Source organism: Pseudomonas sp. PAMC 29040 (genome assembly GCF_003994535.1).
GTDB classification, from domain to species: Bacteria; Pseudomonadota; Gammaproteobacteria; order Pseudomonadales; family Pseudomonadaceae; genus Aquipseudomonas; species Aquipseudomonas paraversuta.
On the sequence record NZ_RZAA01000003.1, the window covers coordinates 353578 to 368407 of the forward strand.

The following is a 14830-nucleotide window of genomic DNA, read 5'->3' on the forward strand; positions in this document are numbered from 1 at the left end:
GTTTCAAACGCTGCCCATGGATTTGTTTCGTAGTGCTCCCATCGCTCAACCCCTGGCTGCCCGCCTGCGTGCAGCCAATCTGGATGAGTACGTCGGTCAGGAACACCTGCTGGCGCGCGGCAAGCCCCTGCGCGAAGCGCTGGAGCAGGGGGCACTGCATTCGATGATTTTCTGGGGGCCGCCGGGGGTGGGTAAAACCACCCTGGCGCGCTTGCTGGCGGAAGTGTCCGATGCGCATTTTGAAACGGTTTCGGCAGTACTGGCGGGGGTAAAGGAAATTCGCCAGGCGGTTGAGATCGCCAGGCAGCAAGCCGGCCAGTACGGGCGGCGGACCATCCTGTTTGTCGACGAAGTACATCGCTTCAACAAGTCGCAGCAGGATGCGTTTTTACCTTATGTCGAAGATGGCACCTTGATCTTCATTGGCGCCACCACAGAAAACCCCTCCTTTGAATTGAACAACGCACTGCTGTCGCGGGCGCGTGTATACGTACTCAAAAGTCTCGATGAAGCGGCCATGCTCAAGCTGGTGCAGCGCGCATTGACTGAAGACAAGGGTCTGGGCAAGCGTGGTCTGACCCTCAGTGATGAGGGCTTCCAGACATTGCTGCGGGCCGCCGATGGCGATGGCCGACGCTTGCTCAACCTGCTTGAAAACGCTTCGGACCTGGCTGAAGACAACAGCGAAATCGGCATCGATTTGCTGCACAGCCTGCTGGGCGACACTCAGCGCCGTTTCGACAAGGGCGGCGAGGCGTTTTACGACCAGATCTCGGCATTGCATAAATCGGTACGCGGCTCCAATCCGGATGCCTCGCTGTACTGGTTTGCGCGAATGATCGATGGCGGCTGCGATCCGCTGTACATCGCCCGACGCGTGGTGCGCATGGCCAGTGAAGATATCGGTAATGCCGACCCGCGGGCCTTGAGCCTGTGTCTGGCGGCCTGGGACGTGCAAGAACGTCTGGGGAGTCCGGAAGGCGAACTGGCAGTGGCCCAGGCCATCACTTATCTGGCCTGTGCGCCCAAGAGCAACGCGGTGTACATGGCCTTCAAGGCCGCACGGCGTGCCGTTGCCGAAGACGGTTCCCGTGAAGTGCCGCTGCATTTGCGCAACGCGCCGACCAAGTTGATGAAACAACTGGGTTATGGCGACGAGTACCGTTATGCCCATGACGAGCCGGACGCCTATGCCGCCGGCGAAGATTACTTTCCGGACGAGCTGGAGCCATTGCAGCTTTATCAGCCGGTACCCCGCGGGCTGGAGCTTAAAATCGGCGAAAAGCTCAGGCACCTGGCAGCGCTTGATCAGGCGAGCCCGATACGGCGGAGAAAACCTTGATTCCACTGATTGTTGCCGTCTCTGTGGGCGGTATTGCGGGAACCTTGTTGCGTTTCGCCACGGGTAACTGGATTAATGCCAATTGGCCCAGGCACTTCTATACCGCGACATTGGCCGTTAATATCGTGGGCTGCCTGCTGATTGGCGTCCTGTACGGACTTTTTTTGATACGCCCTGAAGTGCCGATTGAAGTCCGAGCCGGACTGATGGTGGGTTTTCTGGGCGGTTTGACCACATTTTCATCCTTTTCACTGGACACGGTGCGCCTGCTTGAAAGCGGGCAAGTGCCACTGGCGCTGGGCTATGCGGCCCTCAGCGTGTTCGGCGGGCTGCTCGCCACCTGGGCTGGCCTGTCCTTGACCAAACTTTGATAAACGAGAAACCGACATGCTCGATTCCAAACTGTTACGTACCAACCTGCAGGACGTAGCGGATCGCCTGGCATCCCGTGGCTACAAGCTGGACGTGGCGCGCATCGACGCGCTGGAAGCCAAGCGTAAAGAAGTCCAGACCCTGACCGAGAAGCTTCAGGCCGAGCGCAATGCCATTTCCAAAAGCATTGGCCAGGCCAAGGCTCGCGGTGAAGATATCGCGCCACTGATGGCCAGTGTTGAAACCATGGGCAGCGATCTGGCCAGTGGCAAGGTCGAGCTGGACGCCATCCAGACCGAGCTGGACTCGATCCTGCTGAGCCTGCCGAACCTGCCGGACGCCTCCGTGCCGGTCGGTGCCGATGAAGACGACAATGTCGAAATCCGCCGCTGGGGAACGCCGACTGCCTTCGATTTTGAAATCAAGGACCACGTCGCCCTTGGCGAGCAGTACGGCTGGCTGGACTTCGAAACCGCCGCCAAATTGTCCGGTGCCCGCTTTGCCTTGCTGCGCGGGCCTATCGCTCGCCTGCACCGCGCACTGGCGCAGTTCATGATCAACCTGCATACCGGCGAGCACGGCTATGAAGAGGCTTACACGCCTTATCTGGTCCAGGCCCCGGCGCTGCAAGGCACTGGCCAGCTGCCCAAGTTCGAAGAAGAGCTGTTCAAGATCAGCCGCGAAGGCGAAGCCGATTTTTATCTGATCCCGACCGCTGAAGTGACCTTGACCAACATCGTTGCCGGCGAAATCGTCGAGCACAAATCCCTGCCGATCAAGTTTGTGGCGCACACCCCGTGCTTCCGCAGCGAGGCCGGGGCTTCGGGTCGTGATACCCGCGGCATGATCCGTCAGCACCAGTTCGACAAGGTTGAAATGGTCCAGATCGTTGAGCCTTCGACCTCGATGGACGCGCTGGAAGGTCTGGTTGGCAACGCTGAAAAAGTGCTGCAACTGCTGGAACTGCCATACCGCACGCTGGCGCTGTGCACCGGCGACATGGGCTTCAGCGCAATTAAAACCTACGATCTGGAAGTGTGGATCCCGAGCCAGGACAAGTACCGCGAAATTTCGTCGTGCTCCAACTGTGGCGATTTCCAGGCCCGCCGTATGCAAGCGCGTTTCCGTAATCCGGAAACCGGCAAGCCGGAACTGGTCCACACCCTCAACGGTTCGGGTCTGGCTGTAGGCCGCACCCTGGTAGCGGTGCTGGAAAACTACCAGCAGGCAGACGGCTCGATCCGTGTGCCAGAAGTGCTCAAGCCCTACATGGGCGGCATCGAGGTCATCGGCTAAATGGAGTTTCTGCCGCTGTTTCATAACCTGCGTGGCAGCCGTGTACTGGTGGTCGGCGGCGGGGAGATTGCCCTGCGCAAATCCCGGCTGCTGGCCGATGCCGGTGCGCTACTGCGGGTTGTCGCACCCGCCATCGAGCCCCAGTTGTGCGAATTGATTAACAGCAGCGGCGGCGAACAGGTGTTGCGTGGCTATGTTGAGGCGGACCTTGAAGGGTGTGTCCTGATCATTGCCGCAACCGACGATGAGCCGCTCAATGCGCAAGTTTCCGCTGATGCCCACCGCCGCTGTGTGCCGGTCAATGTGGTGGATGCACCTGCCTTGTGCAGCGTGATCTTCCCCGCCATTGTCGACCGCTCCCCGCTGGTGATTGCCGTTTCCAGTGGTGGCGACGCGCCGGTGCTGGCGCGCTTGATTCGCGCCAAGATTGAAACCTGGATTCCCTCGACCTACGGTCAACTGGCCGGCCTTGCAGCGCGTTTTCGCACCCAGGTCAAAGGCTTGTTTCCTGATGTGCAGCAGCGTCGCGGGTTCTGGGAAGATGTTTTCCAGGGCCCGATTGCTGACCGGCAACTGGCCGGGCAGGGCGCTGAAGCAGAGCGTTTGCTGCTGGCCAAGATCAATGGCGAAGCGGCCATCACTACCGGTGAGGTTTACCTGGTGGGTGCCGGCCCAGGCGATCCGGACCTGCTGACCTTTCGCGCGTTGCGTCTGATGCAGCAAGCAGATGTGGTGCTCTACGACCGATTGGTAGCTCCTGCGATTCTTGAACTGTGCCGTCGCGATGCCGAGCGTATTTATGTCGGCAAGCGCCGCGCCGATCACGCGGTGCCGCAAGACCAGATCAACCGCCAATTGGTGGATCTGGCCAGACAGGGCAAGCGTGTGGTCCGGCTCAAGGGTGGCGATCCGTTCATCTTTGGTCGTGGTGGTGAAGAGATCGAAGAGCTGGCGGCCCATGGCATTGCGTTCCAGGTGGTACCGGGTATCACGGCAGCCAGCGGTTGTTCAGCCTATGCCGGCATCCCCCTGACCCATCGCGACTACGCGCAGTCCGTGCGTTTTGTGACGGGGCACCTGAAGGACGGCACCAGCAATTTGCCCTGGAGTGACCTGGTCGCTCCGGCGCAAACACTGGTGTTCTACATGGGGCTGGTCGGTTTGCCGATCATCTGCGAACAGCTGATCGCCCATGGCCGTTCCCCAGACACTCCGGCTGCGCTGATCCAGCAAGGCACCACGGCCAATCAGCGGGTGTTTACCGGCACGCTCAGTGACTTGCCCAAGCTGGTGGCCGATCACGAAGTCCATGCACCTACCCTGGTGATTGTGGGCGAAGTGGTGTTGCTGCGTAAGAAGCTTGCATGGTTCGAAGGCGCACAGTCTCAGGTATAAACGCCAATTTCCTGTAGGAGCGAGCTTTTGCGCGTGTTAACGAACAGCTCGCGAGCAAGCTCGCTCCTACGGTGACTTGCGTTTGGCGCCGATTATCTCCACCGCTTTGTGTATGTGCATCAGAAGCTGGCATGGCTTGAAAACTGTAGGAGCGAGCTGTCCAGCGCTGTCACATACAGCTCGCTCCTGCAGGGGATCTGCGTTTATTCAGCTGCGGTTATCTCCCACCAGACTCTCTACCGACGGCACCCGGGTATCGCTTTCCATTTGCGCGTCATGCTCGATCTGGTGGCTGAAGCGATCCAGTGAACCCTGGGCAGGCTGCGCGTCACTGGCAAATACCGGCGGGCTCAGGATGTAAGCACCGAGCAATCGGCTCAACGCCGCCAGGCTGTCGATATGGGTTCGCTCATAACCGTGGGTCGCGTCACAACCGAATGCCAGCAAGGCGCAACGGATGTCATGCCCGGCGGTCACCGCCGAATGCGCATCGCTGAAGTAGTAACGGAACATATCGCGGCGTACCGGCAGCTCGTTTTCGGCGGCCAGGCCCAGCAAGTGCCGCGACAAGTGATAGTCGTACGGCCCCCCCGAATCCTGCATCGCCACACTCACGGCGTGTTCGCTGGAATGCTGACCCGGTGCCACCGGGGCAATATCAATCCCGACGAATTCGCTAACATCCCATGGCAAAGCCGCAGCCGCACCGCTACCGGTTTCTTCGGTGATGGTGAACAGTGGATGGCAGTCAATCAACGGTTGTACACCGCTGTCGACAATGGCCTTCAAGGCCGCGAGCAATGCCGCTACACCCGCCTTGTCGTCCAGATGCCGGGCACTGATATGGCCGCTTTCGGTGAATTCCGGCAGCGGGTCAAACGCGACATAGTCGCCAATATTCACCCCCAGTGAGTCGCAATCTGCGCGAGTCGCGCAGTAGGCATCCAGGCGTAACTCAATGTGGTCCCAACTGATCGGCAGTTCATCCACCCCGGTGTTGAATGCATGCCCTGAAGCCATCAGAGGCAGGACACTGCCGCGAATGACTCCGTTGTCGGTAAACAGACTGACACGGCTGCCCTCGGCAAAGCGGCTGGACCAGCAACCCACAGGCGCCAGGATCAACCGTCCGTTGTCCTTGATCGCCCGTACGCTGGCGCCGATGGTGTCCAGATGCGCCGAAACGGCGCGATCCGGGCTGTTTTTCTGACCTTTGAGGGTCGCGCGCAACGTGCCGCGACGGGTCAGTTCAAAAGGAATGCCCAGCTCATCCAGGCGTTCGGCCACATAGCGCACGATGGTGTCGGTAAAACCGGTGGGGCTGGGAATGGCGAGCATTTCCAGGAGTACCCGTTGCAGGTAGTCGAGATCGGGTTCAGGGATGGTGCGATTCATAATGACTCCTGAGGTGAGGCCCGCCGCATCGCTGCGATGCGGCGGGTTCCGGGTGACGTTCAGCGACGGTACTTCAGGGTGCCGGCTGACTGTGCGGGAACAACAAATCGATGAAGCGTTCGGCGGTGGGTTGTGGCTCGTGATTGGCAAGACCGGCCCGTTCGTTGGCTTCGATAAACACGTACTCGGGCTGATCGGCAGCCACCACCATCAAGTCCAGCCCGACCACCGGAATATCCAGCGCCCGTGCTGCACGGACTGCAGCGTCGGCCAGCACCGGGTGCAGAATGTCGGTCACGTCTTCAAGGCAGCCACCGGTGTGCAGGTTGGCCGTTCGGCGCACGTTCACTATCTGGCCAGTTGGCACAATACTGTCGTACTCGAAGCCCGCCGCCTGTACTGCGCGCAGGGTTTCGCCATCCAGCGGGATACGGCTTTCACCCTGGGTTGCGGCCTGGCGCCGTCGGCTTTGCGCTTCGATCAACTGGTCAACGCGGTGCAGGCCGTCACCAATAACCTGAGCAGGTCGGCGGATGGCGGCGGCGACCACTTCAAAGCCGATCACCACAATGCGCAGATCGAGGCCTTCGTGGAAGCTTTCGAGCAAGACCCGGCTATCAAACCCGCGGGCCGTTTCAATGGCCTGCTGCACCTGTTCGATGGTTTCCAGATCCACCGCCACCCCATTGCCCTGTTCGCCATCCACAGGTTTGACCACCACCCGCGAGTGCTGCTCGAGAAACGCCAGATTGTCATCGGCATCGCTCGCCAGTTGCTGGCTCGGCACGTTCAGTCCCGTTTGGCTCAATACCTTGTGGGTCAGGCATTTGTCCTGACACAGGCTCATGCTGATAGCGCTGGTCAAATCACTGAGTGATTCGCGGCAACGAATCCGCCGGCCGCCGTGGCTGAGGGTGAAAAGCCCGGCGCCAGCGTCATCGATCTGGACATCGATCCCGCGTTTGTAGGCCTCTTCAACCAGGATCCGCGCGTAAGGGTTGAGGCCGGCTTCGGGCCCCGGCCCCAGAAACAGCGGTTGGTTGATGCCGTTTTTGCGTTTGATGGTGAAGGTCGACAGGTTGCGAAAGCCCAGCTTGCTGTAGAGGCTCTTGGCCTGGGCGTTGTCGTGCAGCACGGACAAGTCGAGATAGCTCAGGCCCCGGCTCATGAAGTGCTCGATCAAATGGCGCACCAGCACTTCACCCACCCCGGGACGTGAGCACTGTGGATCGACTGCCAGGCACCACAGGCTGCTGCCGTTTTCAGGGTCATGAAACGCCGTGTGGTGGTTCAAGCCCATCACACTGCCAATCACCGTGCCCGTGGCTTCATCTTCGGCGATCCAGTACACCGGCCCGCCCTGGTGACGTGCAGTCAGCAGCTGCGGGTCGATGGGCAGCATATTGCGCGCCTGATACAGCGTGTTGACCGCATTCCAGTCAGCCTCACTTTGCACCCGGCGGATGCGGAACCCGCGGAACACCCTTGTGGCCGGGCGGTAGTCGGTAAACCACAGGCGCAAGGTGTCTGAGGGGTCGAGAAACAGCTGCTGCGGTGATTGCGCCAACACTTGCTGGGGCGCTGCAACGTAGAGCGCGATATCTCGCTCGCCGGTTTGTTCGTTCAGCAACTCGTTGGCCAGGCTGGCAGGATCAGGGAAGGTATGCCCGATCAACAGTCGCCCCCAGCCGCAATGGATGGCCATGGGCTCTGCGCCCGGTTCACTGCCATCTTCGGCAAAACGGGCCTGCAGGCGTTCATAAGACGGCGCCTGGCCGCGTAACAAACGCTGGCTGTAGGCCGTAGCGAGGGGTTTCATTGATTAGATTCCTTGTTCGCTCAACCACAGGTTCAAAGCAGCCAGTTGCCACAGCTTGGAACCATTGAGGGGTGTCAGTTGACCTTGCGGGTTGGTCAGTAGCTGATCGAGCATGGCGGGTTGAAACAGCCCTCGATCCTGGCTCGGGTCCAGCAGCAGGTCGCGCACCCAATCAAGGGTATTGCCTTGCAGATGCTTGAGGCCGGGCACCGGAAAGTAACCTTTTTTGCGGTCGATCACTTCACTGGGGATAACCAGTCGTGCGGCTTCCTTGAGCACCTGCTTGCCGCCGTCGGGCAGCTTGAAGCGTGCGGGAATTCGCGCCGAAAGTTCGGCCAGCCGGTAGTCGAGAAATGGCGTGCGGGCTTCAAGGCCCCAGGCCATGGTCATGTTGTCGACCCGTTTGACCGGGTCATCCACCAGCATCACCGTGCTGTCCAGGCGCAAGGCCTTGTCCACTCCGGCATTCGCCCCCGGCTGGGCGAAATGCTCGCGTACATAGTCGCCGGCCGCGTCATTGGCCGTCAGCCAGCGGGGCTGCACTGTGGCTTTGTATTCGTCATAACTGCGGTCGAAGAAGGCTTCACGGTAAGCGGCGTATGGATCGCTGGCGCCGTCGACTTGCGGGTACCAGTGATAACCGGCGAACAGCTCGTCAGCACCCTGACCGCTCTGCACCACCTTGCAATGTTTGGCCACTTCGCGAGACAGCAAATAAAAGGCGATGCAGTCGTGGCTGACCATCGGCTCGCTCATGGCGCGGAAGGCCGCCGGCAGTTGCTCGATGATTTCATGTTCGCCAATACGCAGTTGGTGATGGCGAGTGCCGTAATGCCTGGCGATCAAGTCCGAATACTGGAATTCGTCCCCGCGTTCGCCGCCTGCGTCCTCAAAGCCGATGGAAAAAGTCGACAGGTCCTGTACCCCAACATCCCGCAGTAAGCCCACCAGCAAGCTGGAGTCGACGCCGCCCGAGAGCAGCACGCCAACATCCACGGCAGCGCGCTGGCGAATGGCTACGGCCTCGCGGGTGCTGTCCAGAACGCGGTCGCGCCAGTCTTCCAGGGTCAGATTTTGCTCATCGGCGTGGGGCCCGTAGGGCAGGGTCCACCAGGTTTTTTGCTCGGTCTGTCCATTGGCCTTGATCCGCATCCAAGTGGCCGGCGGCAGTTTTTCGATACCGGCAATCAGGGTACGCGGTGCAGGCACCACGGCATGGAAATTCAGGTAGTGATTGAGTGCGACCGGGTCGAGCATCGGGCTGATATCACCACCCTTGAGCAGTGCCGGCAGAGTCGAGGCAAAGCGCAGGCGTTCGCCGGTCCGCGACAAGTACAGCGGCTTTACGCCCAGGCGGTCGCGGGCTATGAACAGCGACTGGCTGTCACGCTCCCAGATGGCAAAGGCAAACATGCCATTGAGCTTGGGCAGTAAGGCTTCGCCCCAGGCGTGATAGCCCTTGAGCAGCACTTCGGTGTCACCGTCGGAGTAAAACCCGTAGCCGAGGCTTTCGAGCTCGGCCCGCAGTTCGGGGAAGTTATAAATGGCGCCGTTGAACGCCAGGGACAAACCCAGTTGGCTGTCGACCATCGGCTGCGCCGAGCCGTCTGACAGGTCCATGATTTTCAGCCTGCGGTGGCCGAGGGCTATCGGTCCCTGACTGTGAAAACCCCAGGCGTCGGGCCCACGGGGTGCCAGGTGATGGGTGATGCGTTCGATGGCTGCCAGGTCGGCAGGTTGATGATCAAAACGTAACTCTCCAGCTAATCCGCACATGTAGCTTTAACCCTTTCAAAGCCGGGCCTGTCGCGCTACTGCTGCTGTTCAAGCAGGATTTTTCTACGCTTTCGCAGCATGTCAGGCGTCTCAACTCCTCTCCGTTGATCGGGAGAGGTGATCCACCTGGCATCGGTTGCAAGCAGTATCGGAACGCTATGCCCTGGCATTGCAAAATACTGGTAACCAGTAGCGTTCAGGCCCTGTTTCGGATCGGACATAGCGCTCTGACCTGTCTCCCGATCCTTCCGGCGCAAAAGCGCAGTCAGAGCGCGCCGCCGTAAGTAGTCTGGGTTTTTCGAGTGCCTGCATGCCGTGATCGTTCAATAAAACTTTACCGGCGGTGCTGGTTTTGTCCTTTGCCGGGCTTGGGCTGAAGGCCGAAATGCATGGATATGTTTCGCTGCGGCGCAGCAAGAAAACACCAAAAGCAGGCATGGGTGCGCCTGTTGCATTGGTTCGGCGGCAAGCCGTATCAAGGGTTTGATGATGGGCGCTGACAGACAGACCGGGCGGCTTTACTGAAGCCTGATCGTGGATCGCCGGGCACTGAAGCCGGGGCTGTTCACAGGCAAATGAAGTGTCACTGGAGTAAAAACCCCGGGCAGGCATTGCGCGAACCGGACATTTCAAGCGGCAGGGGGCGACTATGAAATGCTGATGGCAACACAGGGGTTCGGGCAAAAAAATGCCGGATTTATCTTTTAGAGGGGGCGCTGTCTCGCTCTGGCATGGCTCAGTAGGCTGGCGCTCGCGGGTTGGATCTGGAGTTGCCCGGGGTAAGGGCCAGCGCCAATTGTGTCCGGTTACTCATATCAGTCAGGCGCAACACTTGTGATACATAGAGTTTTACAGTGTTTTCTGTAATACCCATTTCACAGGCAATCTGAAAGTTTGTCTGGCCCGTACTGACCAGTTTTGCAACTTCCAGCTGGCGCGGTGACAGTTGATCGAAGACGTTCGGTGCTACCTCGGCGCAGAAGTTAGCCCTGTCTGCAATCAGGTTTGTAGCGGCACTGGCCTGCTGCGCCTTGCCGATATCCTTGGACAGGTCGTTGATCGAATCGATCAGGTTATACAGCTTCTGACTCAGGTGCCCAAGGTCCTGGTTACCTGCTTGCCGATCGTCAAGGGCTTTCTCCCGACGCTTGAGGCCTGCCAGCAGCTCGTGAAGATCCACCGGCTTCTGGTAGTAATCAGAGAAGCCTTCACGCAAGGCCCGGATTACGTCTTGTTTGTCGCCATGGCCGGTCAGCATGATTGCCTCAAAGGCGCGGGTCTTGCCTGCCACCAGCCTCAAGGCCTGGACCAGCTCGACACCATCGTATTCGGGCATCAGTAAATCGCACAGCACCAGGCTGATCGAGGGGTCGTCGTGGAACAGTTGAATGGCCTGGCGACTGGAATGACAGGGCACACAGGTGTAGCCACTGCCTTCCAGAAACTCGCAGAGCTCATCAACAATGAAGAGGTCGTCGTCGACTACAAGTATTTTTTTTTGAGGCGAAAAATAAGACACACGCTACTCCATGTTTGGCGAGTTAAAGTTTTGCCGGACATGGATTGTAGAGCAGTTGGTCAGACGGAATCTGGCTGATCAGAGCCCAGATGTTCCAGAAGTTGCAGGCCAGTTCTCAACAATGAAAATTTCAGACCCGATTTTTGTGCACTGGGCAGGCAAATCGTCGCGCCAGCCTTGTCAGGGCTGGCAGACGTTCAGGCCGGGCTGATCAGCTAGGTATGCGGCGCAAGAAAAAACCTGGCAGCAGCATTCAGGTCGCTGCCGGATTGCCGCCGGCTACAGCCTTTTGACCAATGCCCGCACCGCGAAGCGGGCCGGGTGGCAGGCCTCGGCGATACTGCGGGGCACGGGCATGGGTTCGTGGTTGATCCAGGCGGCAAGCATTTCCCCGGACAAGGGTGCTGTGATCAGGCCCCGGGAACCGTGGCCGCTATTCACATACAGGCCCTCCAGCCAGGGGCAGGGGGTATCCGGAACCTGACGGGCGTCTTTGCTTAATGCGCCATATGCCAGGGCAAATGCCTGTGGTTCAACCAGTGGGCCCACGATCGGCAAGTAGTCCGGGCTGGTGCAGCGAAAGGCGGCCCAGCCTTGCAGCGATTGGGGGTCCAGTTGCTCGCCCAGCCGCGTTGCCAGATCGGGTGAAATTTCTTCCAGCAGATCCAGATTGCCCTGATGGCCCTCGGGGGTAGTGGTCAAATCTTCGTTATGGAAATCGAAACTGGCCCCCAGGGTATGTTCGCCGAGCCGGCCAGGGGCCACATAACCCTCGGCGCAGACCACGGTCTTGAGCACGCTGCTGGCAGGGGTTTGGGCGAGTTGGGTGATTTGCCCGCGTATCCGTTTGAGCGGCAGTGCGCTGCTGGCGGGGAAACGCTTGACCTCTGCTGCACCGGCCAGCACCACCACCGGTGCGCAGGCCAGCACCTTGTCATCCTGGCAGGCCTGCCACTGGCCCTCGACTCTGTGCAGTTGCAATACGTCATGGTGGGTCAGCACCTGGACATTGGGGTGCAGGGCCTGGAACCGGCACAGCGCGGGAGGGTGGACCCAGCCACCTTCGGGGTAGAACAGACCGCCGTGGGCCAGTTCAATCCCGGCCAGTGCCTGTGCCTGGGGCTGGCCGAGCAAATGCACCAGTGCCGGGGGGAAGGCTGCAGCCAGTTGCGCCTGACGCTCGGCTTCCTTGGCACTGAAGCCCAGTTGCAGCACGCCACAGTCATCCCAGTCGCGTCCGCGCTGCAGGTTTTCCAGCAAGCGACGGGTGTAACCGAAACCACTGACAATCATTTGTGACAGGGTCGTTCCGTGGGCTGAAAGCTTGAGATAGAGCACCCCCTGCGGATTGCCAGATGCCTCTTTGGCCAGTCGCTCGTGGCGCTCCAGCAAACACACCTGCCATCCACGGCGGGCCAGGCTGTTGGCAGTGGCGCACCCCGACAGACCACCGCCAATCACCAGCGCTTTACGTTCACCGCCGACCCGGGGCGGGCGGGCGTACCAGGGTTTGATGCCGCTGCTCGGCAACGGATGCTCAGGCAAACCGGCGAAGGTTCCCCGCAGGATCTCCCATTTATGGCCGATGCCGGGTGTTCGACGCATCTTGAATCCAGCTTCGTTCAACGCCCGGCGGACCCAGCCGGTGCTGGTGAAGGTACTGATGGTCGAGTCTGGTGCTGCCAGGCGAGCCAGTTGCGCGAACAGCTCCGGGGTCCACATCTGCGGATTTTTTGCCGGCGCAAAGCCGTCGAGAAACCATGCATCAATGCGCGCATCCAGTTGCGGCAGTTGTTCCAGCACATCGCCAATCAGCAGCGTGAGGGTGACCCGGCCATTGGCCAGGGTCAGGGTCTGGAACCCGGGGTGAATCGCATAATAGGCGGCCAGCAATTGTTCGCTGTAGGTGGCGAGCTCTGGCCACAGGGCGAGGGCTCGCTGCAAATCCTCACGGGTCAGGGGGTATTTTTCGACGCTAATAAAGTGCAGGCGTGCATCAGCGTGTGCGACCTGATCAAACAACTGCCAGGCACACAGAAAATTCAGGCCCGTGCCGAAGCCGGTTTCGCCGATAACCAGTTGCTCATTGGCGGGCAGGGCAGAGAAACGCTGCTGCAAGGCGTTCTGTTCAATAAAGACATAACGGGTTTCTTCGAGACCGGACTTGTCCGAAAAATACACGTCATCAAACACCCGTGAATGGGGGCGGCCTTGGTCATCCCAGTCAATCTGGGCATTGGGCATTTCAGTAGTCATGTGCGGCTCGGCAACGGCAAGGCGGCCATTCTAGCTGATCAGCAACAGCGGCACTGACCCATGACAAGGTTATGCGGTTTGTTCCGGCGCAGGCATGAGCAATCCGCTAGTCTTGTGACACTTGTCCAGGGAGCTTTCCATGTTCGAATCCGCTGAAATCGGTCACTTTATCGATAAAGAAACCTACGATCAGGAAGTTCCCGCCTTGCGTGAGGCCTTGCTGGAGGCCCAGTACGAATTGCAGCAGCTGAAAAACTGCGCAGTCATCGTATTGATCAATGGCATTGAAGGTGCAGGCAAGGGCGAGACGGTCAAACTGCTGAACGAGTGGATGGACCCGCGACTGATCGAGGTGCGGACCTTTGACCGTCAGAGCGACGAAGAGCTGGCACACCCGCCGGCATGGCGTTACTGGCGACAATTGCCGGCCAAGGGGCGCATGGGGGTGTTCTTTGGCAACTGGTACAGCCAGATGCTCCAGGGCAGGGTCCATGGCGTGTTCAAGAATGCAGTCCTCGACCAGGCAATCAATGGCGCCGAGCGCCTGGAGAAAATGCTCGCCGATGAAGGCGCATTGATCTTCAAGTTCTGGTTTCACCTGTCCAAGAAGCAGATGAAAGCCCGCTTGAGTGCCCTCAAGGACGACCCGCTGCACAGCTGGCGCATCAGTCCGCTAGACTGGCAGCAGTCGCAAACCTATGACAAGTTCGTGCGCTATGGCGAGCGGGTCATTCGCCGTACCAGCCGTGACTATGCACCGTGGAACATCGTAGAGGGCGTCGATCCCAATTACCGCAGTCTGACCGTCGGCAAAATCCTGCTGGAGGGCATGCAAGCGGTACTCAATGCGCCCAAGTCCAGAGTGCGGACCAGCAATATTCCCCCGCTGCCCGAGCTCATTGACGGGCTGAGCCTGCTGGACTGCCTGGACCTGACCCGCCGGCTTGATAAAGATGATTACCAGGAGCAGCTGATTACCGAGCAGGCACGTCTGTCGGGGTTGATGCGCGACAAGCGCATGCGCCGCCATGCATTGATTACGGTGTTTGAGGGCAATGATGCGGCGGGCAAGGGCGGCTCGATCCGGCGGGTGGCGGCGGCACTGGACCCGCGCCAGTACAATATCGTGCCGATTGCAGCCCCCTCCGAGGACGAGCGGGCGCAACCTTACCTCTGGCGGTTCTGGCGCCAGATTCCGGCGCGCAGCAAGTTCACGGTTTTTGACCGTTCATGGTATGGGCGGGTACTGGTGGAGCGGGTTGAAGGCTTTTGTACCCAGGCGGACTGGATGCGTGCGTACGGCGAAATCAACGATTTTGAAGAGCAACTGCACGCTGCCGGGGTGATCGTGGTCAAGTTCTGGCTGGCCATCGATAAGCAAACCCAGCTGGAACGTTTTGAGGCCCGCGAAGAGATCCCGTTCAAGCGCTTCAAAATTACCGAAGAGGATTGGCGCAACCGCGAAAAATGGGACCTGTATCGCAATGCCGTGTGTGACATGGTCGATCGTACCAGCACCGAGATTGCGCCCTGGACCCTGGTGGAGGCCAACGACAAGCGCTGGGCGCGGGTCAAGGTGCTGCGCACCATCAATGATGCGCTTGAAGCCGCTTTTGACAAGCAGGACAAGCGCAACAAGAAGCATAAAAAATAGGCGCGG

The 14830-nt window shown here is 59.6% G+C and carries 10 protein-coding genes; 5 read left to right on the forward strand and 5 right to left on the reverse strand.

Features of this window, described 5'->3' with window-relative positions; all coding sequences use genetic code 11:
* The first annotated feature begins 16 nt into the window (after window positions 1–16).
* The 4 genes from WG29040_RS06975 to cysG are packed head-to-tail and all read left to right on the forward strand — an operon-like array spanning window position 17 to window position 4405.
* Window positions 17–1342, forward strand: a complete 1326-nt coding sequence (locus tag WG29040_RS06975; RefSeq protein ID WP_010656192.1) for a replication-associated recombination protein A — start codon at window positions 17–19, stop codon at window positions 1340–1342.
* Complete coding sequence (crcB, locus tag WG29040_RS06980) at window positions 1339–1713, forward strand: fluoride efflux transporter CrcB (protein WP_003447042.1); 375 nt, start codon at window positions 1339–1341, stop codon at window positions 1711–1713. The genes WG29040_RS06975 and crcB overlap by 4 nt, the downstream gene beginning before the upstream one ends.
* A gap of 16 nt (window positions 1714–1729) precedes the next feature.
* A complete protein-coding gene (gene serS, locus WG29040_RS06985) occupies window positions 1730–3010 on the forward strand; it encodes a serine--tRNA ligase (RefSeq protein WP_003447044.1) in 1281 nt (426 codons plus the stop codon).
* Window positions 3011–4405, forward strand: a complete 1395-nt coding sequence (gene cysG, locus WG29040_RS06990) for a siroheme synthase CysG (protein WP_003447046.1) — start codon at window positions 3011–3013, stop codon at window positions 4403–4405.
* Between the two features lie 207 nt (window positions 4406–4612).
* Here cysG and WG29040_RS06995 read toward each other — a convergent pair whose 3' ends face one another.
* From WG29040_RS06995 to mnmC, 5 genes are all read right to left on the reverse strand, one after another.
* Window positions 4613–5800: an osmoprotectant NAGGN system M42 family peptidase gene (locus WG29040_RS06995; RefSeq protein WP_003447048.1), complete on the reverse strand. Its 1188-nt coding sequence runs from the start codon at window positions 5798–5800 to the stop codon at window positions 4613–4615.
* Between the two features lie 73 nt (window positions 5801–5873).
* Window positions 5874–7619, reverse strand: a complete 1746-nt coding sequence (gene ngg, locus WG29040_RS07000; RefSeq protein ID WP_003447050.1) for an N-acetylglutaminylglutamine synthetase — start codon at window positions 7617–7619, stop codon at window positions 5874–5876.
* Window positions 7620–7622: 3 nt separating this feature from the next.
* The gene (locus WG29040_RS07005) at window positions 7623–9395 is read right to left on the reverse strand and encodes an N-acetylglutaminylglutamine amidotransferase (RefSeq protein ID WP_003447052.1); all 1773 of its coding nucleotides are present in this window, start codon (window positions 9393–9395) and stop codon (window positions 7623–7625) included.
* Window positions 9396–10131: 736 nt separating this feature from the next.
* Complete coding sequence (locus WG29040_RS07015; protein ID WP_127195899.1) at window positions 10132–10914, reverse strand: response regulator transcription factor; 783 nt, start codon at window positions 10912–10914, stop codon at window positions 10132–10134.
* 279 nt (window positions 10915–11193) lie between these two features.
* Window positions 11194–13170, reverse strand: a complete 1977-nt coding sequence (mnmC, locus tag WG29040_RS07020; RefSeq protein ID WP_127195900.1) for a bifunctional tRNA (5-methylaminomethyl-2-thiouridine)(34)-methyltransferase MnmD/FAD-dependent 5-carboxymethylaminomethyl-2-thiouridine(34) oxidoreductase MnmC — start codon at window positions 13168–13170, stop codon at window positions 11194–11196.
* Window positions 13171–13309: 139 nt separating this feature from the next.
* Between mnmC and pap the strand changes: the two genes are divergently transcribed.
* Window positions 13310–14824, forward strand: a complete 1515-nt coding sequence (gene pap / locus WG29040_RS07025; RefSeq protein WP_003447059.1) for a polyphosphate:AMP phosphotransferase — start codon at window positions 13310–13312, stop codon at window positions 14822–14824.
* Window positions 14825–14830: the final 6 nt, after the last annotated feature.

Bases quoted from the DNA above. Each gene is read 5' to 3' on its own strand.
- WG29040_RS06975 (WP_010656192.1), top strand. From the start codon at position 17: ATGGATTTGTTTCGTAGTGCTCCCATCGCTCAACCCCTGGCTGCCCGC.
- mnmC (WP_127195900.1), bottom strand. From the start codon at position 13,170: ATGACTACTGAAATGCCCAATGCCCAGATTGACTGGGATGACCAAGGC.
- WG29040_RS07005 (WP_003447052.1), bottom strand. From the start codon at position 9,395: ATGTGCGGATTAGCTGGAGAGTTACGTTTTGATCATCAACCTGCCGAC.
- pap (WP_003447059.1), top strand. From the start codon at position 13,310: ATGTTCGAATCCGCTGAAATCGGTCACTTTATCGATAAAGAAACCTAC.
- WG29040_RS06995 (WP_003447048.1), bottom strand. From the start codon at position 5,800: ATGAATCGCACCATCCCTGAACCCGATCTCGACTACCTGCAACGGGTA.
- serS (WP_003447044.1), top strand. From the start codon at position 1,730: ATGCTCGATTCCAAACTGTTACGTACCAACCTGCAGGACGTAGCGGAT.
- cysG (WP_003447046.1), top strand. From the start codon at position 3,011: ATGGAGTTTCTGCCGCTGTTTCATAACCTGCGTGGCAGCCGTGTACTG.
- ngg (WP_003447050.1), bottom strand. From the start codon at position 7,619: ATGAAACCCCTCGCTACGGCCTACAGCCAGCGTTTGTTACGCGGCCAG.